We start from the raw sequence: 24,528 nt of genomic DNA on the forward strand, positions 1-24,528 counted from the left end.
GTTAATTTATCAGCTATTATGTCGATGTTGCTTATGATATTAGTGTCGTTTGCAATATTAATCATGATGCTCATCTCAATTAAGACAGCTAAATGACTTAGCTGTCTTATTCTTGAATCTAATCGCAGTAAAGCTTTTCTAAATACTCTTGCGCGACTTTGTGCCAAGTAAATCGAACGTCACTGGCAGATTGCCTCATGGCCAAATACTCATCTGGGTTGTCATTGTGCATGGTTAACGCTTGCTCGAGTACTAATAGCAATTGCTGGGCTTGGTGTTGTAAATTATTGCCTTCAAATAACCAGCCATTATGTTTATCTGCAATCGTGTCCCTTAGGCCACCAACGCCATGGGCAATACACACTTGGCCGTGTTTCATGGCTAATAATTGGCTTATGCCACAAGGCTCAAAACTGCTTGGCATCATAAACAGCTCACCATATTGATATAGGCTGGTTGATAAACTGTCATCGTAACCGTTAAGAAACACAAAGTTATCGTTGTTTGCAGCGACTTTTTGAAACTCTGCGGCAATTTGTTTATCGCCACTGCCCAAAAGGATAAATATTGCTTTAGGTTTAGCTTGCTTTAGTCGCTGTAAAACAGATTGTAAAATAGAACCTGAATTATCGTTGGCTTGCCTTAGCAATAACACTTTTTGATCGGTTAAACGCCCTACTGATGTCATTAAAAAATCACAGGCTACACTTGGTTTTGATTGTTTTACCATCAGCATTTGTAAGCGTGTTAAAGCAATTTGATCGACGGCTTTTACATACTCAGATTTACCAAGCCACTTAATAACGGCTTGCTGAGAATGTTCAAATACTTGTGAAATTTGTTTGCTGGAAACAGGCTTTACAGATTTAGCGACTTTAGACACTTTGTTTACTTGTGGCAATTGAGTCACTTGGTCATGAGTCGCCTGAGTTTCATAAATACAGCCATTAAGTATACCGACTACGTCACCTCGATGATGCTTATCAAGCAATGAGCCTTCTAAACCTTCACCGCCAAAAAAACCGTTTTGGTGATCGGATGCCATTAATACTTCATTGGCATAAGTCGGTGACACTAAATGGACCTTATCACTGAGTTCAATGCCCATTTTCATCGGGTTAATACAATGAGGGTAACGAGGGTCACTAATTTGTGCTTTTTGCTCATCACTTAACAGCCTTGATAAATCTGGGAACCATGCCGTAAACGATGACACATCTTCACGAATGGGCCGAATGCCCTGCAAAGCTAAATTATGAATAGAAAACACACAAGGTAAGGCTTTAAGCGCTGCATATTCAGATGCAAAGGCACGTAGCATCACTAACATTCCTGCATGCCAATCATGCATATGCAAGATATCAACCGGGGCTATGACGGCATCGATATAAGCTTGCGCTACCGCTAAGTTAAACAAGGCAAACTTAGTGGCATCTTCTGCAAACGGACGGTCTGGAGCACCTTCGGTATACACTTGGTTATCTGGGCTATTAAATAAATGATGATCAAACAAATAAACTGAGCTAGTTAACTCAATACTTTTGCCTTGGGAGCTTGTATCTTGCGCGCTATTATCTTGTGTGCTTTTATCTTGCAAATCAGTCGCTGTTAAAAATGGCGCTGGCATTTTGTAGACATCGATTGTTTCAAGATTGGCGCCAAACTTTACCACGACCTTAGCAATAAACTCTGCGTTATTGTCTTTGGCAATGAAACCATAATTAGGCATTGCCACATCAACACACACATCAACTTTGGCGAGTGCTGGTGGTAAGTCACGGATAACATCGGCCATTCCACCTACTTTGGCCCCTTTTATTGCGTCGTTTTCTGCTGCGATCATCAACACTTTTTTCACGTTACTGGTTACCTTTTCAATATTGAATTTGGAATTCATTACGTCGATAGCGATATCTAACTAACAAGCGGCTATCTAATGACATAACCGCTTATTGAGTCAGATTTACTCGTAACCTACTGGCAGTCCGAGCATTTTACGGGTGACTAAAGTGATACCTTTTTCAGAGACTCTAAAACCACGGGCTAAATCTTGCTCGCGGCTATAACCTATTTCCATACCTTCTGGGATCACGCAGCCACGATCGATAATCGCATTTTGAATTTTGCAGTTTTTAAGTACCACCACATCAGGTAACAGCACTGAATCTTTAACCAATGAATAAGAGCAGACTCTGACTTCATCAAACAGCACACTGCGTTTAACTTTTGCGCCCGAAATAATACAACCACCAGAGACAATTGAGTCCACTGCCATACCGCGACGGTCATCATCATCAAAAACAAACTTTGCTGGTGGCAATTGTTCTTGATAAGTCCAAATCGGCCACTTGGCGTCATACAGGTTTAACGCTGGGGTTGGCGAAAGTAATTCCATGTTAGCTTGGAAAAATGAATCTAAGGTGCCTACATCACGCCAATACGCTGGCTCGTCAGGCACTGCACTGGTAAACGGGAATGCAAACACATTCGCTTCTTTAATGATGGCTGGAATAATGTCTTTACCAAAATCTCGGTCAGAATTCTCGTTGTCAGCATCTTTTCGCAGTTGATCGAACAAGAATTTAGTATTAAATACATAGTTGCCCATTGAGGCTAAACAGAACTCTTCGTTACCCGGAATCGATTTAGGCAACTCTGGTTTTTCTTCAAAACCAATTACCCGTTTATCTTCATCGACTTCCATCACACCAAATGCCCCTGCCGCTTCTGGAATTGGGGTTTCTAAACAACATACTGTCATGTCAGCACCAGATTCAGCATGGGCTGCGAGTAAACCTGCATAATCCATACGATAAACATGGTCGCCAGATAAAATCATCACGTATTTAGGTATTTCATGGCGAATGATATCGATATTTTGAAACACTGCATCGGCGGTGCCTTCATACCAATTTCCTGAGGTTTGCTGTGATGCAGGTAATATCTCTACCGACTCACCGAGTTCTTTTTTAAAGTGACCCCAACCACGGCTAACATGACGTATCAAAGAATGAGATTTGTATTGGGTAACAACCCCAACTCGGCGAATGCCTGAGTTAATGCAATTAGATAATGGAAAATCGATAATGCGGAATTTACCACCAAAATATAAGGCAGGTTTTGCACGCCAATCGGTTAGCTCATGTAAACGAGAACCTCGTCCACCAGCTAAAATAAGCGCATAGGTATCGCGGGTAAGATTACTAATATAACGAACATTCGACATAAATATTAACTCCTAACTGTACGACTTTGGTTAGGGGCTGCAACTTGTAGAAAACGCACTTCTAGCAAGCTAACAAGCCCTTTAGCTATCTGATGATTATTTGGCTAGCCAAATTTCGTCACGATATGCACTAATAGTGTTGTCACTTGAAAAACGTCCGCTTGCGGCAGTATTTCGAATACTCATTTGAGTCCAATGCTGTTGATCTGCATAGGCCTGTGACACCTTATCTTGTGCCACTTTGTAAGCTTCAAAATCTGCTGCGATCATCCATTGATCAAAAGGATCTTCAATAGCATGAATAATGCTGTCGAAAATGCCCGGTTCCACTAAATTGAAATGACCACTTTTCAGCATGTTTAACACTTGATTAAGCGCGGTCGATTGTTGAATAAATTGTTGAGGGTTATAGTTTGTTTTAAGTTGGCTGACCTGGTCTGCATTAAGACCAAAGAGGAAAAAGTTTTCTTCCCCTACTTCTTCAAGCATCTCGATATTTGCACCATCTAATGTGCCAATGGTCATCGCACCGTTCATCATAAATTTCATGTTGCCAGTACCTGACGCTTCTTTACCTGCTGTTGATATTTGCTCAGATAAATCAGTACCAGGACAGATTTTTTCCATAGCGCTAACGTTGTAATTCGGCAAGAAAGCAAAACGCAGATAAGGCGTAACGACGGGATCTGAATTCACCATATGTGCGACGTTGTTGGCTAATTTGATAATTTGCTTGGCCATCGCATAACCAGGAGCAGCTTTACCACCAATAAGCACACAACGAGGCTGTAGGCCTTCGGTATCACCCGCGACAATACGCTGGTATAAATGGATGACATGCAGAATATTTAATAACTGTCTTTTGTACTCATGGATCCTTTTTACCTGCACATCAAACATCATTGCAGGATCAAACGACACATTGCATTCTTCAAGGACTAACTTGGCTAAATCGACCTTGTTGTCGAATTTCACTTGTTGCCACTGTTTCATAAACGCTTTGTCATCAGTGAACGCATTTAATGCTGTCAACTGGGTTAAATCCGTCACCCATTGCTCACCTAAACGGCGATTTAATAAATCAGCTAGCCTAGGATTACAGTGAGCAAGCCAGCGTCTTGGCGTTACGCCGTTGGTTTTGTTATTAAACTTTTGTGGCCACAATTGATAAAAGTCTTTAAACAAACCTTTTTTCAGTAAATCAGTATGCAGACCAGCAACCCCATTCACCGAAAAGCTTGCCACAATCGCTAAATAAGCCATTCGCACATGAGGCTCTGGTCCTTCTTCAATAATCGACATACTGGCAAGTTTATGGTTATCACCAGGCCATTGATGCGCGACTTCTTCAAGATAGCGCGCATTGATTTCGTAAATTATGTCTAAAATCCGCGGCAGCATGTTTTTCAACATACGCACTGGCCAGCGTTCAAGTGCTTCAGGTAATAAAGTGTGATTGGTATAAGCAACGCTTTTTGAAGTGATGTCCCATGCTTGCTCCCAACCTAAGCCATAATTGTCCATCAATAGGCGCATCATCTCAGGGACTGCAATACTAGGATGGGTGTCATTAAGCTGCATAACGTTTAGTTCACTAAAGCGGCTAAAGTCTTGGCCGAATACTGTAATGTAGCGTTGTAAAATATCTTGCAGACTGGCTGATGATAAAAAGTATTGTTGCCTTAATCGTAACTCTTTACCGTTTTCACTTGCATCGTTGGGGTAAAGCACCATGGTAATTTGTTCGGCTAAGTTTTTACGGGCTACCGCTTCGGTATAATCACCATCATTAAACTCGGCTAAATCAAAGTCATCGGTGGCTTCAGCTTTCCATAACCGTAAAGTATTGATGCGGCCATTTTTAAACCCTGGCACTGGCATATCATGTGGAACAGCTTGAACATCTTGGGTATCAACCCACACATAGTGCCGGTGACCTTCAGGATCGACATAAGATTCTGTATGACCAAAAAAAGGCACTGTAATGGCATGGTTTGCCATTCTCACTTCCCATGGGTTGCCTTCACGTAACCAGCGATCAGGTTGCTCTACCTGATAACCATCAACCAATTTTTGTTTGAACATGCCATATTCATAACGAATACCGTAGCCCACAACTGATAAATCTAAATTGGCACAACTGTCTAAAAAGCATGCCGCTAAACGCCCTAAACCGCCGTTACCTAAGCCTGCATCTAACTCCGCCTCTTGCAGGGTTTCTAAATTGGCTGAATAATCCGTTAATGCATCGTTAGTCTCTTGGGTTAAATCTAAACTGAGTAAAGCATTGCCTAAAGTACGCCCCATTAAGAACTCTAACGATAAGTAGGCTATTTGTTTTTGCTGATACTGGTTATCTTTTAACCGAGTTTCTCGCCATTGCGGTAATAATTGCGATTTAACTGTTGAAGCAAGCGCACTATAAATATCGTTCACGGCTTGTTCATCGCGGCACAATGCCCCATGAAATTGGCGTTCAAATGTTGCAGCTAAGGTATCGCATGGGTCACAATCAGTGATTTTTGCATTAGCTGTGTTCTTGTTGGCGACTGGCTTTTTAGCGGTGCGTTTCGCCGTTTTAGCTTTGGTCTTAGCTACAGGCTTTTGTTTCACTTCTTCGGCATTATTCACAGCAGATAAATTGTCCGCCGAGCCTACATTTGTTGCTGGCGTTTTTCCTTTAGTCACAGTCATCGATAAAACTCCTTTATTACCCGCTTAATTTAAATGTTAATTTCGAAATTTATTTGATAAAAATTTGAGTTAATTCATTTATATAGATGTTTTTTCGTTTTGCTGTTCACATGCATGGAATAACATTAAGCTTCTGCCTAACAAGGTCAGTTGATAGCTGCATGCATAACTCGGTTCTACAACTTGTTCTGATGCGCCATCATCTATGGTTGTAACAGCGACTTTGACTTTGTTTTTCGCCAACAAGCTTTCAATATCACTATTAGCAAGTTGCTGCGTGTTGATTAACGGTTGCCACTGGCTAAAACCTTCAATAATCGGCAAAACAAATTGTTGTGATTGCTCATCGGCATTAAGCAGTAGTAATAAGGCTTGAGGGTGTTGATAAGGCGGTAAGGTTTCGCACGTTAATACCACCGCTAATGTGCGCGCTTCAAACTCGCTCCACTGACGCTTGGCCATGGGTTCGCCGTGTCGGCTATACCAGATAAATCCATTGTCATTTTGATCTTCTGGCTGATGTATAAATTCGCGATGACATAAGGCAGGGAAACGTTTACGTAATTTGATTAGTTCGGCGGTAAACTCGACCAATGGCCAATCGATATTTTGCCAATCAATCCAACAAATACGATTATCTTGGCAGTAAGCATTATTGTTACCTTGTTGGCTATGCCCCATTTCATCGCCACTTAATAACATTGGCACGCCTTGGGATAGCATTAATGTGGTGAGAAGGTTTCGCTGCTGACGTGAACGAATTTGAAGAATATCACCGTCATCCGTTTGCCCTTCTACGCCATAGTTATGGCTGAGGTTTTCATGATGACCATCACGATTATCCTCGCCATTATCTAGATTATGACGTTGCTGATAACTCACCACGTCATGCAAAGTAAAACCATCATGGCTGGTGATAAAATTAATACTGGCTGAGGGACTGCGGCCATGATGTTCAAAAAAGTCACCAGAACCATGAAAGCGTCTAGCAAATTCAGGCAACATGCCATTATCACCACGCCAAAATCGTCTCATAGTATCGCGATATCTATCGTTCCATTCACTGAAAGCAATAGGATAATTACCCAATTGGTAGCCTCCAGGACCTATGTCCCAGGGTTCTGCAATCAGTTTCACTTGGCATAGCACTGGATCTTGAGATATCGCATCAAAAAAACCACACCCAGGGTCAAAACCATAGGTTTCACGACCTAAGCAACTGGCTAAATCAAATCTAAAGCCATCCACTCCCATGACCTCAACCCAATAACGTAGTGAGTCCATGATCAGCTGTAATACTTGCGGATGATTGGAGTTAAACGTATTTCCGCAACCCGTATCGTTAATGTATAAACGCTGATCGTTTGACACTAAGCGGTAATAACTGGCGTTATCAATTCCGCGAAAGCTTAACGTTGGGCCTAGGCGATTACCTTCTGCCGTATGGTTATAAACTACATCCAAAATGACTTCGATATTCGCTTCATGGAAAGCATCCACCATGTCTCGAAACTCAGTGATACTGTCACCACTGAGATAACTTGGATTGGGTGCAAAAAAACCAATACTGTTATAGCCCCAGTAATTACTTAGGTTTTTTTCAATCAAGAAGGGTTCATTGAAAAAACTTTGTACAGGTAATAGTTCAATGCAATTAACCCCGAGCTGAGATAGGTATTGAATTGAGTTTTTTGATGCAAGACCTGCGAAGGTTCCCTTAATTTCATCGTCAACCTCATGATTCAAGACACTAAAGCCTTTCACATGTGTTTCATAAATAATGGTTTGCTCTAAAGGAATGTTTGGACGCTTTATCGTTTTTTGCTTTAATGCGCGATCGTCTATTACCACACATTTAGGCATAAAACTCGCATTATCAATATCGCAAAAAGACAGGTCGGACTCGCTACTGTCTAGTGCATACCCGTAATTGGCTTCATTGGGTTCAAGCTCACCTAGCAGTTGTTTTGCATATGGGTCGAGCAATAATTTATGGTGGTTAAATCGATGTCCAAGCATCGGCTGGTAAGGGCCGTAAACGCGATAGCCATATAAAGTCCCTGCAGTCAGTCCTTCAAGATAACCGTGCCAAATTTGTCTGGTTTTTTGCGGTAGGACAAACTGTTGCTCATTCAAACCATATTGGTCGAAAATACAAAGCACCACCTTGGTTGCATGAGCTGAAAATAATGAAAAGTTAACCCCATTATCATCCACAGATGAACCCAATGGATAAGGGCTAGCAGTTGCTACACTCTCTAAAAGTTGTTGAGATTTAGCATATGACATGACTAATCCTCATCCAGCACATTATTTGAGTTAACGGCTAACACAACACAAGCTAACGGTGGCACAGTGATCACACCACTGCCTTTCATTCCCTGCCAGGCTTCCTTATCGTAAGCAATGACACTATTGGTCACATCACTGCCTCCATAACAATGACTATCGCTGTTAAGCACTTCGACATAATCTTGCTCAAGTGGTAATCCAACACGAAAATGATGATGGACTTGTGGGGTCATATTAATGATGAAGACTAAATGTTCATCGGTTGATTTTGCATAGCGTACAAAGCTAAACACACTGTGTTGACTGTTATCACAGTCGAGCCATTGAAAGCCGGTGGTTTGATGATCTAATTCGTACATACAAGGATATTGCAGATAAAGGTTATTTAAATCTCTCACCCAATCTTGCATGCCTTGATGTGGTGCATATTGCAGTAAATGCCAATCTAAACTCTGGTTATGGTTCCACTCATCACGTTGAGCAAACTCAGAACCCATAAAGATTAACTTCTTACCTGGTTGGCCCCACATTAAGCCAAAGTATGCCCGTAATGTGGCAAATTTTTGCCAATCATCACCGGGGATTTTGTGTAGCAGCGAGCCTTTACCATGTACCACTTCATCATGGCTGACGGATAATATAAATTGCTCGGTGTATGCATAAACCAGCGCAAAGGTCAGCTCATGATGGTGATGACTTCGATAAATGGGATCGCGTTTTAAATAGCTTAAGCTGTCATTCATCCAGCCCATGTTCCATTTAAACCCAAAGCCTAAGCCGCCATTTACAGTGGAGTTAGTTACCCCAGGCCACGCCGTCGACTCTTCAGCAATCATTGTCACGCCTGGATATGATGCATAAATCCGTTCATTCAATAATTTCAAGAATTCAATGGCTTGAATGTTTTCACGACCACCATATTCATTAGGTAACCATTGCCCTGAATCTCGGCTGTAATCTAAATACAGCATAGATGACACGGCATCTAAACGCAGTCCGTCGAAATGAAACTCTTCTAACCAATAACACGCGTTACTGAGCAAAAAACTTTGTACTTCACCGCGGCCATAGTTGTAAATCAAAGTGTCCCAATCAGGGTGTTCCCCTTGACGTGGATCTTCGTGTTCATACAAGCAGCTACCATCAAACTTTGATAAACCATGGGGATCTTTTGGAAAGTGTGCAGGTACCCAATCCAGCAAAACACCAATATCACGGGCATGACAGGCATCAATAAAGGCTTTCAAACCTACAGGATCACCAAATCTATAAGTCGCTGCGTACAAACCTACGGGCTGATATCCCCATGAACCGTCAAATGGGTATTCACTAATGGGCATCAATTGAAGATGGGTAAAACCCATTTCTTCAATATAAGGTATGAGTTGGTCTATTAAGTCTTGATAGTTTAAATATTCATCACCCCATTCACCTTTACGTTTCCACGAGGCTAGTTGAACTTCATAGGTCGACATTGGTGCATGATGTAATTGTGTATCGCCACGCTTTGTAAGCCAGTGATTGTCATTCCATTGATAATCACTTTTTGCTGGAATAACTGAAGAGTTGCCTGGTGCAGATTGCATTTGTACTGCGTATGGATCCGCCTTTTCAACCTGTTCACCATATTGATTGGTAATTTGATACTTATAAAATTGCCCAGCACTGGCATGGGGTAAAAAGATTTCCCATATACCGTTACTTGGGTGAAAACGCATAACATGCTGCCTGCCATCCCAGTGATTAACATCGCCAACCAAAGATACACGCTTAGCATTAGGCGCCCAGACGCAAAAATGTACACCGTCAACGCCTTGCGTTTGGCGCCAGTTTGCACCTAGAAACTGATAACTCTTTTGCTGTTTTCCCTCAGCAAATAAATACACATCATCTGGGTTTATCAGCGAGCTAAATTGATAAGGATCGACAATGGTTTCAACGCTCATTGGATAAGTGACTTTTAGGCTATACAAAAAAGGCTTTACCCTTCGTCCCATCACGCCGGCAAATAAACCTTGATCGTCTATCTGGGCAAGTTCAGCCACTTTTTTACCGTCTTTCAAACTCATCACTTCAACGGCAATCGCGCCTTTAATGAAACAACGCACCAATAATGACTTACCATTTTCAGCCTTATGCATACCTAAGAGTGAAAACACATCGGTATAGTCACCGCTTAAAATTGCGATATCAGATCCATGATTAAAATAAGGGGCATTAGTCGTCATTGTTTATTGCTCCATGTAAAAGTTAATTTGTTACTGTCGCCCTACTACTTGCACTTAATGGTTAGCAACAGTCTTAATAAGTTGGATTTGTTGGCCGTTACATCAAAATGTTATTCAATTGAACCTGCCGATAGCGAACACGATTCTGCAAGTGCAGATTGCTTGCAATGACGAGCACGATTAACAATATGAAGTTTTTGCTTCACATCTTCTGAGTCCATTATTTGCTCTAAACTCTGTGACAACCTGCGCCGCCAATTAGGATATTCTTTCCAAGTTCCTGGAATATTTATCGGCTTAATTTCATTAATAAGATCGTCAAGTTGAACGCTATACAACATGGATTCACCGGATGCTGTAAGTGATAACCATGCATGAATAAGCGCAGGCTGTTTGATATCGTCTAAAGTGATGTGTGACGGTACAAAGTGCTTTGATTTAAGCAAATCTAATAATTGCAGTTTCTCATTAAGCCTGTCGTTCAACGCGTTATATTTCTGCTCAGAGTCAGTTAAACCAAGTTGTTGCCTTAACTGAATGTCATCGCCATTCCACCAAGCTGACAGTGTTGGTACATCATGATTAGCTAACATCATCAAACTATGTGGTTTATAAAATTCTGGCGGTGTAAACCCATGGTAATTTTTTGTGAAGTAGAACAGTTCGTTAGAAAAGATTTTGGCTTTTGATAAGTTTTGAACGATCTCAGGTGGAACAATGCCTAAGTCTTCACCAATTAATAAACATTGCGCTCGCTGACTTTCGAGACATAGAATCGCCAATAACGTATCTAGTGGATAATAAACATAAGCACCATTACCGAGATGAGTATCTGTAGGCCACCACCATAAACGTAATAACCCCATCACATGATCAATCCGTAAGCCACCGCAAGACTCCATATTACTGCGAATGAGCGTAATAAAATGCTGGTAACTTTGCAGCTGAAGGTTAATGGGATCAAGTGGGGTTAGCCCCCAATTCTGCCCTTGTGGTGCGAAAGGATCTGGCGGCGCGCCGATATTCGCTTGCTGGCAAAAATAGCTAGCATTTTGCTGTACCTCAGAACCCGTTGGAGATGCCCCAACAGCCATGTCCCTGACTAAGCCAATCTGCATGCCGACAGATTTAGCTTTTAACTGACATAAAGCTAATTGTTCTGCAGCCACAAACTGTAAGTAGCAAATAAAATCAGCTTCATAGCTAACATTATTATGATGAGGTTCAGCTGCTGGGCTGTTATTGGATAAAGCTAATTGATGATCGACAAATTGACTTAAAGCTTCTCCCTGTTGCTTTTTAAATTGAGTGAATTGTTTAAATCGCTTTGAACGTTTCGAGCTATTTTTAGTGATAAATACGTCAAACAACAATCGATAGATTGAATACTTAACTTGATAAACAGCCGAGTAATTGAGTAGCTCTTCATTGAATAAATCCGTTTTTTTATTATCAAATTCATCAGACTGGATTATGGCCGCGATACTTGCGTATTCGTCTACTGATTCAATGTGGATATATAAAGGATTCAATCGACGGCGATCATCAGGGCTGTACGGGCTGACACTATCGGGTAAACCTAAAGCATGCAGCGGATTTAATAATATAAAATCAGCACCTTGTTCAGCTGAATAATCAATTAGCTTTTGCAAGTCGTTAAAGTCACCAATGCCCCATTGACTGTGACTCTTAATGCTATATAGCTGCGTGCTTATTCCCCAAGGTTTACTCGCATCAACTTCATTTGTGTTTACATGAGCACTTGATCCTAGCTTGGAAGCTGAATTAGCTTTTAAATGCGTTGTTAATTCCGACTCTTGATGCTCAACAGTGCCACAATATGCACTGCGCGGCGCAAGCATAAATATGCCTGTATATGTTTGGGTGTAATTATCTGATTCGGTGGTTAAACTGATTTGATGATAGCCAAGACCCACTGGCATATTAGATTCAAGATTTAACCGATATTGGTATTTGAAGTACTTAATTGAATCAAGTTGATAATCACCAACAATGGATAGCTGATGACTATGCACTTGAAAACGATAAACATCGCCTTGTTCGCTAATGATTTCAACCCGCAGTTGCCCGATAAATGATTCAGGAAAAAATACTTCCACTACCGGTTCATCAACATTGCTCCACTGAAAATGATGCAAAGGAATTAGCCATGGCTTTACGTCAAGTTCATAAATCCGTTGCTCAATATAAGCATCACTGAAACTCTGTTTATTCGGATCTTTATCTAAATAACCCAAACACATTGATTTTAGAATTCCATTTCTATCTTCAGGGCAAATGTGAATATTGTTGCCAAAGCAATCAATAAATTCAGCCCCTACGCCTTGCAAATACAGTAACTTTTCCAGTCCCATATTTGTCTTCCTCGCGAATAACATAACTGGTTAATAACTCAGCACTAACCATGCCAGTAAAACATCACAGTTTAACTACAGTGATATTTCATTAAGGTGACAAGTTAATTTACATGTATTCAGCAACTTACAATCAATAAAAAACCAAGCTTATATTTTGACCGTTTGAATTTAATCATGAATGTATTGGTGCAGATAGTATTTTGGTGCAAAAAACGCACAAGCAATGTGCATCACAAATCACTGAAACAATATAAGAAAGGTGCTACCAGAGATGTTTTATATATGATGCTTTCAAAGCAACAATCTCTTATGATGGGCTTAAATAATAAGTAATTAATACTGTTACACAACCATCGGGGGAATAAATGAACGCCACTCAATTCAATGTACATTTTTCTCTTCAAAGCCTAGCTAGCGAAATAACCTCTGCACCGATTAATAGAAGCTTACGAAAGGCTGCTGTACTAGTGCCGTTAATGGAAGTTGATGGACAGTTACAAATATTACTGACTCGACGTGCACTGCATTTAAGAGCGCACCCAGGACAATATAGCTTTCCTGGCGGTAAAGTTGATGAAGCAGATAACAGCATGATAGAGACCGCGCTTAGAGAAGCTGACGAAGAAATTGGTTTAACTGCTGATAATGTTACCGTTATTGGTAACTTCCCTCCTCACGCCACTTTTACCGGTTTTGAAGTAACACCGATTGTCGGAATAATAAAACAACCTTTTGATATCATATTAGATCCAGGTGAAGTGTCTGAAACCTTTTGGGTGCCATTACAATACTTCTTTAACGCGAGTAATCGATATACTTTTAGTTTTATGCGAAACGGCGATGATTTTGATGTGCATTATATGCCGTACAAAGGAAAGTTTATTTGGGGAGTGACGGCAGCAATTATTGATTTGCTGTGCCGTCATATTGATTTACAGTATTTAAAATAATTTAGCTTATATTACGTAACGAATATAAAACCCCGCAGCAAGAGAAACCAGTAGTAACAAAGGAATATTAACCCAGTATTCTATCTTTCGTGACGTTTGCGCGTAATAGTTCACTGCTAAGTTCACTAAGCTTATCCCTGCACACCACCAAATTAAGTACTCTAATTTGATTGTTAAGTCAGGATCCCAGTTAAAGCGTACTTCAACACCTTTGCTCATATAATAGCCAACAGCTCTGTCGGGTCTTGCTTCACCAAACACGATAAGCGCGTAAACAGCTAATGCCCAACCAGTAATGGATAGCACAGTTAATATAAATTGCAGAACTTTGGTTTTGGACATTTAACCACCTACATCAATTAGATGATAATAAAATATACTCTTTGTTCATACGCTTACAAGCATAAATTAAGATCAATTTTAGTCGTTTAAAGATGATTTACCCCATTAAACAGTCGATATTGTTAAAAGTTAGCTAATAATCTTGCTATAAGGGCTTTTTCGGCTTGTGAAAAGCCGATATCAAGGTAATATAAAGCACTTATTTTTATCATTGATCCATTGGAGAACTAAGCAACAATGAGCATTACATCTGTCGCTTCTGTATTTAAAGGTGACTTCGCGATTGGTTCGCAAGTTACAGTACGTGGTTGGGTTCGATCTCGCCGCGATTCTAAAGCTGGTATTTCATTCCTAGCTGTTTATGACGGTTCATGTTTTGATCCTATTCAAGGCGTAGTACCGAATAATTTAGATAATTATACTGAAGAAGTGCTTAAGCTTACTGCTGGTTGTTCAGTGATCATGACTGGTGAAGTCGTTGAGTCTCCAGGTAAAGGTCAAGCATTTGAAATGCAAGTCACCAAGGTTGAAGTAACTGGTTTTGTTGAAGATCCTGATACTTACCCTATGGCAGCTAAGCGTCACTCTATCGAGTACCTTCGCGAACTTGCTCATTTACGTCCTCGCACTAACATTATTGGTGCCGTTGCCCGTGTACGTAACTGTTTATCTCAAGCTATCCATCGTTTTTATAACGAACAGGGTTACATTTGGGTATCTACCCCATTAATCACTGCTTCAGATACTGAAGGTGCTGGTGAAATGTTCCGTGTATCAACATTAGACATGGAAAACTTACCGCGCACAGATAAAGGTGCTGTCGATTTTTCTGAAGATTTCTTCGGTAAAGAATCATTCCTAACGGTTTCTGGTCAATTAAACGCTGAAACATATGCGTGTGCACTGTCTAAAGTGTATACCTTTGGCCCAACATTCCGCGCAGAAAACTCAAACACGAGTCGTCATTTAGCTGAGTTCTGGATGGTTGAACCTGAAGTCGCATTTGCTGACTTAGATGATGCTGCAAAATTAGCTGAAGACATGCTTAAGTATTGTTTCCGCGCAGTATTAGAAGAACGTCGTGACGATTTAGAGTTCTTTGCACAACGTGTTGAGAAAACAGCAATCGAGCGTTTAGAAGCATTCGTAACCAGTGACTTTGCTCAAATTGATTACACTGACGCAATCGAAATTCTTAAAGCGTGTGATAAGAAATTTGAATTTGACGTTGAATGGGGTATCGATTTACATTCTGAGCATGAGCGTTACCTTGCTGAAGAACATTTCAAAGCCCCTGTTGTTGTTAAAAACTACCCGAAAGACATTAAAGCATTCTACATGCGCTTGAATGACGATGGTAAAACAGTGGCAGCAATGGACGTACTTGCACCTGGTATCGGTGAAATTATTGGCGGCGCACAACGTGAAGAACGTTTAGACGTACTTGATGCGCGTTTAGCTGAAATGGAATTAGACCAAGAAGATTACTGGTGGTACCGTGACTTACGTCGTTATGGCACAGTCCCTCACGCTGGCTTCGGTTTAGGTTTTGAACGTTTAGTATCTTACGTTACAGGCGTAAGTAATATCCGTGACGTGATCCCATTCCCACGTGCACCAAAATCTGCAAACTTCTAAATCAACCCTCAGGTTCGAGAGGTCATTGATTTAAAAAACGCGCTTTAGGCGCGTTTTTTTATGTCTATAAATCCAGCACATTCGCATCAAAAATAATCACCTATAATAGACTTTATTCATCAACACCCTCTACAAGCGCATATAAGCATGGCTTTAGCTATCAATTAAAATCATCCATAAATAAAAGCTGATTCACTGTTTACACTCTAAGGCCTTATTAACAAAGTTTTTGTAGACACGATTTTACTATTGAAAACTTGTTTGCGACTTAACTGCATAGTCATAATAAATGCCATATAATGATTGTTATAACCAAATCAATAATATCGAGCGAATAATGGAAGTCGAACTAATTGAAATTCGAAACTTCATCCGCCAGTACCCACCTTTTGATCAACTGCCTGAGCAAGCGTTAATCGAAGTGTCTAAAAGCGTCGAAATCTCTTACTATCGTTCTGACAGTATGGTGATTGAATTTGAAGATAAGATTCATGATCTGTATATGATCCGTAGCGGCGTAGTAGAAATATACCGCCGTAAAGGTGAACTCTATAATCGACTCGATCAAGGTGGTTTGTTTGGACAGCTTGGCTTATTAACCAACAATAAAGTTCGCTACCCTGCAAAAGCAGTTAAAGACACGCTGCTTTATTGCATTCCCGAAAATATTTTTGAAGAGTTTTGTGAACGTTACGATGTCTTTGCTGACTTTGTTGAAGTTGAAGGCAGTATTCGATTACAGCAAGCTGTTGAGGATAATAGTGATGATGCTAACTCTCTCACTACATCTAAAGTAAAAACCATTCTGAGTGCTGAACCTGTGATGTTGTCTAATACAACGTCAATTCAAGATGTTGCCAGGATTATGACTAATGAGAATGTGTCAGCAGCCATCATTAATGATCCAAGCCTCACAGATGAAGGCGGCAACAGTTTTGTCGGCATCATTACCGTTCGCGATCTATGCGCAAAAGTTATTGCTGAAGGCTTAGACGTTGACACGCCAGTGGGCGAAGTGATGTCTACCGAGCTCATATCGTTAGATCATAATGCCTATATTTTTGAAGCCATGCTATTAATGCTTCGGTACAACGTTCATCATCTACCAATTTTAAAAAACAGGCAACCTATCGGCTTAATTGAAGTCACCGATATTATTCGATATGAATCTCAAAACAGTTTGCTAATAGTCAGCAGTATTTTTCAGCAAAACAGCATTGAAGATTTAACTGTATTGTCTCAGCAAAACAGTGCTTGTTTTGTCCGTATGGTTAACGAGGATGCTAACTCGCATATGGTCGGCCGTGCAATGTCAGAAATTGGCCGTAGCTTTAAGCAACGCCTCCTTGAATTAGCTGAAGAAAAGTTTGGTCCGCCACCTGTGCCCTACTGTTTTCTTGCACTGGGTTCAATGGCGCGTGATGAACAATTAATCGTCACCGATCAAGATAATGCGATTATTCTCGACAATGATTATCAAGAATCACTACACGGTGAATATTTTGAAAACCTTGCTAACTATGTATGTGATGGCCTAGCGGCTTGTGGATATACATATTGCACTGGCGATATTATGGCGACTAACCCTGAATACCGTAAAACTCAATCTCAATGGGAAGATTGCTTTGCTGACTGGATTGAAAATCCGAACCCTCAAGCATTATTAAACTGTTCTATTTTCTTCGATTTGTATGGCGTGTATGGCAGACCTAAATGGGCTGAACAATTAAATGCCTTTATTCTAAGAAAAGCGAAAAAAAATAACCGCTTTTTAGCCTGCCTTGCTCGAAATGCGTTAAACCGTACTCCTCCATTAGGCTTCTTTAAAGATTTCGTCATGGAAAAAGATGGTCGGCATAACAATTCGATCAACTTAAAAAGACGTGGCACTGCCCCACTGGCTGATTTAATTCGTGTTCACGCACTGGCGATTGGCTCTCAATCACAAAACTCTTTCGATAGACTGGAAGACATTATAGAAGCCGGGATCCTTCCAGCTACCAAAGGCAGAGATTTACAACATGCCATGGAGTTCATTTCATTAGTTCGCATTCGTCATCAGGCATTAGATATTGAGGCAGAACAAGAACCTGATAACAATATTGAACCTGAAAACATGTCTGAATTTGAAAGGCGTAATCTTAAAGATGCATTTTTGGTATTAAGCAGCGCGCAGAACTTTTTAAAATTCCGCTACACTGCAAACAGTATGCAGGGGTAAACAATGCGTAATATCACCAATCAAGAAGTCTTAAACTGGGAAGCGTTTTTACAAATAAAAGCCAAAGAAAGCAAAGATAAACGCTTAACAAATTTTTATGATGTCGGCACATATCATGCTGAAACACTCCTCAAAGATATTGAGTTTGTTGCGCTAGACTTTGAAACTACAGGGTTGGATGCTGACCAAAATAGCATCATCAGTATTGGGTTGGTGCCATTTACGCTGAACCGAATCGCACTAAGACATGCAAAGCATTGGTTTGTTACCCCTGAAGATAAACTGCAAGAAAACTCTATTATCATTCATGGTATCACTCACTCTGACTTAAAAGGGGCACCTGACTTACTGCGTATTTTAGAGCAATTATTAGATGAACTTGCGGGTAAAATTGTTGTAGTGCATTACCGTCGAATAGAACGTGATTTTTTTGATGCCGCACTGCGTTCATTGATTAATGAAGGAATCGTATTTCCCGTCGTTGACACCATGCAAATAGAAGCTGAAGTGCAGCAAAACAAACCTAAAGGCTTTTTAGATTGGTTTAAGCATAAGCGACCTGAATCCATCAGATTGGGAAGTACGAGAATTCGTTATAACCTGCCTACTTATCCACCACATGATGCGCTAACAGATGCCATTGCCACAGCTGAGTTATTGCAAGCGCAGATTTATCATCACTATAGCGCGGAAACTCCGATAAAAAAATTGTGGATTTAACGCTGTAAAGCTGTGCTATATCAAATAAAAAAGGCACCTTAATTAAGGTGCCTTTTGCATTATTCTAATAATGTACATTCTCAATACATAATGTCGATAGCAGAGCAGGAACTTAACGCTTTTCTGTTCTTAATCCCATTATTAAACTGATACACATTACCAGCAGAATGATGGTAAATGGTAATGCTGTCGAAATTGCACCAGCTTGTAATGCTTCTATCGCCTCAGTACCACCAACCCAAACTAGCGCTGCAGCAATCGCGCCTTCAACTAAAGCCCAAAACACACGTTGCGGTGCAGGTGCATCGACTTTACCACCAGAGGTAATACTGTCGATAACCAATGAACCTGAATCCGAAGATGTCACAAAGAATATTAACACTAAGATGACAGCTAGCATTGATAGGATGTTGCCTAAAGGCAATTGATCAAACATTTGGAACATGGCTAAAGGAACATCTGTCAGTCCTTTTTCACCTAGCGTACCAATGTTATTCACCACTTGATCAATACCAACGCCACCAAATACAGACATCCATAATATCGTTACCACTGTCGGTGCAATTAGCACGGCAGTCATAAACTCACGAATCGTACGACCTCGTGAAATACGCGCGATAAACATACCAACAAATGGGGACCATGAAATCCACCACGCCCAATAGAATACAGTCCAACCATGCATCCAGGCTTCGTCTTCGCGACCAATAGGATTACTTAATGGAATGATATTCTTAATGTAGCCCATAACAGTCGTAGGGATTGTTCCCATTGCTACTGCAAAGCTCACTAAAGCAACAAATACCACTAAGATAAGCGCGAGCAGCATATTGACATTACTGATGACTTTAACGCCGCCATCAATACCGCGCATTACCGAAACAACTGCAATTAAGGTCACAGCAAAGATAATCGCTATTTGCAGGGTTAAGCCGTTTTCCATACCAAATACATGATGGAAACCACTAGCAGCTTGTTGCGCCCCTAACCCAAGAGATGTAGCTAAACCAAACAAGGTTGCGATAACAGCCAAAATATCAACAACATGCCCAGGCCAACCCCAGGTGCGATCACCTAAAATCGGATAAAACACTGAACGCATCGACAGCGGTAAACCTTTGTTGTAAGCAAAAAATGCTAACGATAATGACACTACACCATAGATTGCCCACGGGTGAAGTCCCCAGTGGAACATAGTCGCACCCAGTGCGAGCTCTTTAGCTTCAGCAGTATTGGCTGCGACATTAAGTGGCGTTTCATACCATCCCGTAAAATAAGCTACAGGTTCAGCAACGGCCCAAAACATCAGCCCGATCCCCATACCAGCAGCAAATAACATAGCAACCCAAGATAATCTAGAATAGTCAGTCTTGGCCTCGGCTCCGCCCAAACGGATTTTACCGTAAGGCGAAATAATCATTGCTAAACAAAACAATACGAAGATATTGGCTGACCACATAAATAAACCGTCGAAAGCACCAATAATTTGCCATTTGATGCCGTCTAAAACAGATTTAGATGTTTCTGGTTCCACCAACAAGATAGCGATGATGAACAGACCAATTAAGGAAGCGCTGATACCAAAAACAGGGTTATGTACATCAAAACCCCATTTTTGAATGTTATCTTGACCGACCGTGTAATCAGTATTGTCGATACTGTATTTATCTTTATTAGTATTCATTGATCCTCGTTTAGAAGAACTTTCATTCGGAAAATGTCATTATATTTTAAGCTATTAAGCGATTTTTTACAGTCGCAGCCGTAAAGCAATCACGTTTAATGTCTCGTTTTTAAGCTAAGATTAGACATCCTTAACAAAAGTGGTGAAACAACCCGCAAAATAAAAACACTCATTTTCGAATGTGAAGTTAATACCTTCAAAGTATTCTGATATTAAAAGATAAAAAAAGCTTAGCATAATTGCTAAGCTTTTATTGTTTCAAACAGGATTGTCTGTAAGTTTATCGATAATAAACTAACTGTTAAGAATAATTTGTTCCCGCAGACTTTTCACTTGGTCACGCACTGCAGCAGCTTGTTCAAACTCAAGATCGCGCGCATGTTGATGCATCTGCTTTTCTAGTGCATCAATTTGCTGCGATAATTCAGCAACACTCTGTACTTTAGTATCGGTTTTATATTGTGTTTCTTTTTCAGCCACTTTACCAAAAGCAGTGTATTTGTGTTTACTGTTACCACGATGAGGATCGCCCAAGTCCATCACATCTGTGACTTTTTTCGTCACCCCTTTTGGTGTTTGCCCTAATTTCAAATTATGCGCATGCTGCTTTTCGCGGCGACGTTCTGTTTCTCCAATCGCTTTTTCCATCGACTTAGTGACTTTGTCAGCATACAGAATAACTTTACCATTAACATTACGTGCAGCGCGGCCAATGGTTTGGATAAGTGAACGTTCAGAACGTAAAAAACCTTCCTTATCTGCATCTAAAATACACACTAACGACACTTCTGGCATATCTAAGCCTTCGCGAAGCAAGTTAATTCCAACCAGAACATCAAAGTGACCTAGTCGTAAATCTCGTATCACTTCTACACGTTCAACGGTATCAATATCAGAATGTAAATAACGGACCTTAACGCCATGCTCATCCAAGTATTCGGTTAAATCCTCAGACATACGCTTGGTTAACGTTGTAATAAGTACCCTTTCATTAACGGCAACACGTTTTGGGATTTCAGAAAGTAAATCATCGACTTGAATAGCAACGGGGCGAATTTCTATTTCTGGATCAAGTAAACCAGTCGGTCTAACAACTTGTTCAGCAATTTCACCATCACTTTGCTCAAACTCATAATCGCTTGGGGTTGCAGATACAAATATCGTTTGTGGCATTAACTGCTCAAACTCTTCAAATTTAAGTGGTCTGTTGTCTAATGCTGAGGGTAAACGGAAACCATATTCAACAAGTGTTGTTTTACGGCTACGGTCACCTTTATACATTGCGCCAATTTGAGGCACGGTAACGTGGGATTCATCAATAATTAATAAACCATTTGCAGGTAAATAATCTAATAATGTTGGAGGTCCATCGCCTTGTGAACGTCCAGATAAATATCGAGAGTAGTTTTCGATACCTGAGCAATAACCTAACTCGACCATCATCTCAATATCATATTGCACACGTTCCGAAATACGTTGAGCCTCAATCAGTTTATTGTTATCTAATAGCTCTTTACGACGTTCACGCAATTCTTCTTTTATATGCTCTGTCGCTTCGATGATTTTCTCTCTAGGAGTAACATAGTGGCTCTTAGGGTACACCGTAGTGCGAGCTAAGCGTTTAGTGACATGACCTGTTAATGGATCAAACTCACTGAGTTGCTCAATTTCATCATCAAATAACTCAACTCTGACCGCATCGCGTTCTGATTCAGCAGGAAAAATATCAATTACTTCACCACGAACACGAAACGTACCGCGCTGTAGGTCGATATCATTGCGGGTATATTGCAGCTCACCTAAACGAGTAATAATGTCGCGCTGCCCCATCATGTCACCTTGACGTAGATGTAATAGCATCTTCATATATAGCTCAGGATCGCCCAAGCCATAGATAGCCGACACAGACGCGATTAATACCACATCTTTACGCTCTAGCAGTGCTTTAGTCGCAGAAAGGCGCATTTGCTCAATATGAGCGTTAACTGAAGCATCTTTTTCGATGAAGGTATTAGAGGCTGGAACATAGGCTTCTGGCTGATAGTAATCATAATAAGACACAAAATATTCAACTGCATTATTCGGAAAGAACTCTTTCATCTCGCCATATAATTGTGCAGCCAATGTCTTATTGGGGGCCATAATGATTGTCGGACGACCTAAGGTCTGGATTAAATTAGCAACGGTAAATGTTTTACCTGAACCGGTTACACCTAATAAGGTTTGCTTAGCGACACCGGCTTCTAGCCCATCGACCAGCTGTTTTATCGCCGTAGGCTGATCACCAGCGGGAGAGTAATCTGAAACAAGATTGAAAACCGGTTCTTTCACGTCTAAGCATCCTATAAAAATGATAAACCATTTTATACTGAACCAGCCGAACATTGCGACCCAAAAGCTTTATAAACCCAGTCAAACAATCGCATATACAAGAATTTGCATAGTTGAAAACTATTTTTCGTCTGGGACACGTTGATTGCTAATTGCATATGACTTGCAAATGACTTGCAAATGACTTGCACATGAGTTGCATTTATCATCAGTTGATAATTTGTCGCTTTTAAAACAGCCATCATCTAAAACAAACACCAAAAATGGTTTGATAAATGAATAAGCGATCCCAAATGATTTAGCCGCTTATCAGTCAATCATTACAATTTGACGAACAAAACATGAAATTATGCTACAACAGCGCCAAAAGCTTAAAACTGTCGATAAAAGCGCCAAGAACCTCATTTCTATGGCAATTTAATACACAATAGCGCGTACACATATACTACATTAACCATCACTAAATAATCCGAGCAAATAAAAATCTATTGCATTTTGTAACACCTTGATTAGTTTTATGATTTTTAATTTGTTGATTCAGAGCATAATTTAACTTCTAGTCAATGCTCATAAGGGCTTCAGAGGGTATTTTAAGAGTAACTCACAGGCTTATCCACAGATTTAGTGGATAACTCACTCTAGCCCAATATTACTGGGGTGTTAGGGTAAACAGAAATTAATAAAACAGTAAAAAAAGATACATGAAATAAAATTACATTTGTAAGTCTGCTGACATGAATACATCATTTTGATTGAAACGGGGTATCGGCAATGACCTGCTCGTACTCGTAATTCGATCTCATTATTAATAAGCCGATCTACATTAAAATTAAAACAAGGGCCGCCATTTTCTTTACATAAAATTCCGCAAACAACATTATTGCTTGCTGTTTATGCGCGAGTAGTGACATTAACCAAACTTGGGCAGTAATGTGCTTATGATGAAATAGTTAGTAGCATCACATTGCCTATTTTATCTTAGCTCTGATTGATTCCATTAAATGCTTTAATCCATAAATCACTATCTCTTTTTTATCCCTCAACTAATTAACCTTCCAAGGCTAGAACACTACATATAAACAACTAGGAGTACTTAGGAAAAACTAGGAGTGACGAATACGTGCAAATCTATTTAATCAACCCACGTGTAAATGGCGTAACGTAGATATGACCGTTATCAAAGCCACCACCCACTAAAAATTTAGCAGCATATATAAGTAACCTGAATACAGATGGCTAATGTTAAGCAGCCAACGTAGATAACGATGCTTAATGAGTTAACCTTATAAAGAGCAGGTTTTTAAGCTTAGCCAAAAGATCTATGGTTTAAGCGCTCATAGATGAAAAAACTGTTTATAAGCGATAGCCGCTAATATGATCGATTAGCATGATTGACGCGTAAAAAGACTTGTATCAGAAGAGAAACAAATATTTTGTAGAAAATGAATTTAGCGTCATTCAAATGATGTAAATGTATAGAACTGCGTCAAGCATCAGCCTACATAGGGATTAAACAGTGATTGTTATTGACTAAATCGCGCAATTAACCTGTTTAGGATTAAAGTTGATAAGTAAAATGGTAAAGCCATTAAATCGTTACTAATCAATTTACTTGTGAAAAAACACTCATTATGATGAATTATAAGCCACGATGGGTATTAGATGAGCAGTTAACATCAATTTTTCAATTTTTTTTATTTCTCGAGTTGACTGATCGTTCAGGGCGTTTTACTATGCGCTCCGTTCTCAGCAATACATTGCTAAAACGATTCCCCTGTAGTTCAGTTGGTAGAACGGCGGACTGTTAATCCGTATGTCACTGGT

The 24,528-nt window shown here is 40.2% G+C and carries 13 protein-coding genes; 4 read left to right on the forward strand and 9 right to left on the reverse strand.

Translation table 11 applies throughout. The features are described 5' to 3' along the window. Positions 1-118: 118 nt before the first annotated feature. From LMH66_RS04855 to malQ, 6 genes are all read right to left on the reverse strand, one after another. Positions 119-1,843 (reverse strand): glycogen synthase, encoded by a 1,725-nt coding sequence (locus tag LMH66_RS04855; RefSeq protein ID WP_229368799.1) that lies wholly within the window; start codon positions 1,841-1,843, stop codon positions 119-121. Positions 1,844-1,963: 120 nt separating this feature from the next. Further along, entirely contained in the window at positions 1,964-3,226 is a 1,263-nt protein-coding gene (gene glgC / locus LMH66_RS04860) for a glucose-1-phosphate adenylyltransferase (protein ID WP_229368766.1), read from the reverse strand. Positions 3,227-3,322: 96 nt separating this feature from the next. After that, positions 3,323-5,920 carry a glycogen/starch/alpha-glucan phosphorylase gene (locus LMH66_RS04865; RefSeq protein ID WP_229368767.1) on the reverse strand — a complete coding sequence of 866 codons (2,598 nt, stop codon included), beginning with the start codon at positions 5,918-5,920 and terminating at the stop codon, positions 3,323-3,325. Positions 5,921-5,998: 78 nt separating this feature from the next. Continuing rightward, complete coding sequence (gene glgX, locus LMH66_RS04870) at positions 5,999-8,209, reverse strand: glycogen debranching protein GlgX (protein WP_229368768.1); 2,211 nt, start codon at positions 8,207-8,209, stop codon at positions 5,999-6,001. Between the two features lie 2 nt (positions 8,210-8,211). Beyond that, positions 8,212-10,440, reverse strand: coding sequence for a 1,4-alpha-glucan branching protein GlgB (glgB, locus tag LMH66_RS04875; RefSeq protein WP_229368769.1), 2,229 nt, complete (start codon positions 10,438-10,440; stop codon positions 8,212-8,214). A gap of 110 nt (positions 10,441-10,550) precedes the next feature. Then, positions 10,551-12,815, reverse strand: a complete 2,265-nt coding sequence (gene malQ, locus LMH66_RS04880) for a 4-alpha-glucanotransferase (RefSeq protein ID WP_229368770.1) — start codon at positions 12,813-12,815, stop codon at positions 10,551-10,553. A gap of 368 nt (positions 12,816-13,183) precedes the next feature. On the opposite strand from malQ, the gene LMH66_RS04885 reads away from it, so the two are divergent. Next, entirely contained in the window at positions 13,184-13,768 is a 585-nt protein-coding gene (locus LMH66_RS04885; protein WP_229368771.1) for a CoA pyrophosphatase, read from the forward strand. Between the two features lie 6 nt (positions 13,769-13,774). Here LMH66_RS04885 and LMH66_RS04890 read toward each other — a convergent pair whose 3' ends face one another. Next, positions 13,775-14,110 carry a hypothetical protein gene (locus LMH66_RS04890; protein ID WP_102527532.1) on the reverse strand — a complete coding sequence of 112 codons (336 nt, stop codon included), beginning with the start codon at positions 14,108-14,110 and terminating at the stop codon, positions 13,775-13,777. A 237-nt stretch (positions 14,111-14,347) separates the two neighbouring features. Between LMH66_RS04890 and asnS the strand changes: the two genes are divergently transcribed. The 3 genes from asnS to LMH66_RS04905 all read left to right on the forward strand — a co-directional run bounded on the left by asnS (position 14,348) and on the right by LMH66_RS04905 (position 18,689). After that, entirely contained in the window at positions 14,348-15,748 is a 1,401-nt protein-coding gene (gene asnS / locus LMH66_RS04895) for an asparagine--tRNA ligase (protein ID WP_102527533.1), read from the forward strand. A gap of 337 nt (positions 15,749-16,085) precedes the next feature. Next, positions 16,086-17,969, forward strand: a complete 1,884-nt coding sequence (locus tag LMH66_RS04900) for a DUF294 nucleotidyltransferase-like domain-containing protein (RefSeq protein WP_229368772.1) — start codon at positions 16,086-16,088, stop codon at positions 17,967-17,969. Between the two features lie 3 nt (positions 17,970-17,972). Then, entirely contained in the window at positions 17,973-18,689 is a 717-nt protein-coding gene (locus tag LMH66_RS04905) for a 3'-5' exonuclease (protein ID WP_229368773.1), read from the forward strand. Positions 18,690-18,801: 112 nt separating this feature from the next. On the opposite strand, the gene LMH66_RS04910 is transcribed toward LMH66_RS04905, so the two are convergent. Then, positions 18,802-20,373, reverse strand: coding sequence for a BCCT family transporter (locus LMH66_RS04910; protein ID WP_102527536.1), 1,572 nt, complete (start codon positions 20,371-20,373; stop codon positions 18,802-18,804). 294 nt (positions 20,374-20,667) lie between these two features. Further along, a complete protein-coding gene (gene uvrB / locus LMH66_RS04915; protein WP_229368774.1) occupies positions 20,668-22,704 on the reverse strand; it encodes an excinuclease ABC subunit UvrB in 2,037 nt (678 codons plus the stop codon). Positions 22,705-24,528 lie beyond the last annotated feature (1,824 nt).

The sequence above is a fragment of the Shewanella sp. 10N.7 genome (assembly GCF_020806285.1).
In the GTDB taxonomy this organism is placed as follows: Bacteria; Pseudomonadota; Gammaproteobacteria; order Enterobacterales; family Shewanellaceae; genus Shewanella; species Shewanella electrodiphila.

Excerpts from the sequence above, each read along its gene's own strand:
- glgX (WP_229368768.1), bottom strand. The coding sequence starts at position 8,209 with ATGTCATATGCTAAATCTCAACAACTTTTAGAGAGTGTAGCAACTGCT.
- LMH66_RS04900 (WP_229368772.1), top strand. The coding sequence starts at position 16,086 with ATGGAAGTCGAACTAATTGAAATTCGAAACTTCATCCGCCAGTACCCA.
- LMH66_RS04855 (WP_229368799.1), bottom strand. The coding sequence starts at position 1,843 with ATGATCGCAGCAGAAAACGACGCAATAAAAGGGGCCAAAGTAGGTGGA.
- asnS (WP_102527533.1), top strand. The coding sequence starts at position 14,348 with ATGAGCATTACATCTGTCGCTTCTGTATTTAAAGGTGACTTCGCGATT.
- glgB (WP_229368769.1), bottom strand. The coding sequence starts at position 10,440 with ATGACGACTAATGCCCCTTATTTTAATCATGGATCTGATATCGCAATT.
- LMH66_RS04905 (WP_229368773.1), top strand. The coding sequence starts at position 17,973 with ATGCGTAATATCACCAATCAAGAAGTCTTAAACTGGGAAGCGTTTTTA.
- glgC (WP_229368766.1), bottom strand. The coding sequence starts at position 3,226 with ATGTCGAATGTTCGTTATATTAGTAATCTTACCCGCGATACCTATGCG.
- LMH66_RS04885 (WP_229368771.1), top strand. The coding sequence starts at position 13,184 with ATGAACGCCACTCAATTCAATGTACATTTTTCTCTTCAAAGCCTAGCT.
- LMH66_RS04865 (WP_229368767.1), bottom strand. The coding sequence starts at position 5,920 with ATGACTGTGACTAAAGGAAAAACGCCAGCAACAAATGTAGGCTCGGCG.
- LMH66_RS04910 (WP_102527536.1), bottom strand. The coding sequence starts at position 20,373 with ATGAATACTAATAAAGATAAATACAGTATCGACAATACTGATTACACG.
- LMH66_RS04890 (WP_102527532.1), bottom strand. The coding sequence starts at position 14,110 with ATGTCCAAAACCAAAGTTCTGCAATTTATATTAACTGTGCTATCCATT.
- malQ (WP_229368770.1), bottom strand. The coding sequence starts at position 12,815 with ATGGGACTGGAAAAGTTACTGTATTTGCAAGGCGTAGGGGCTGAATTT.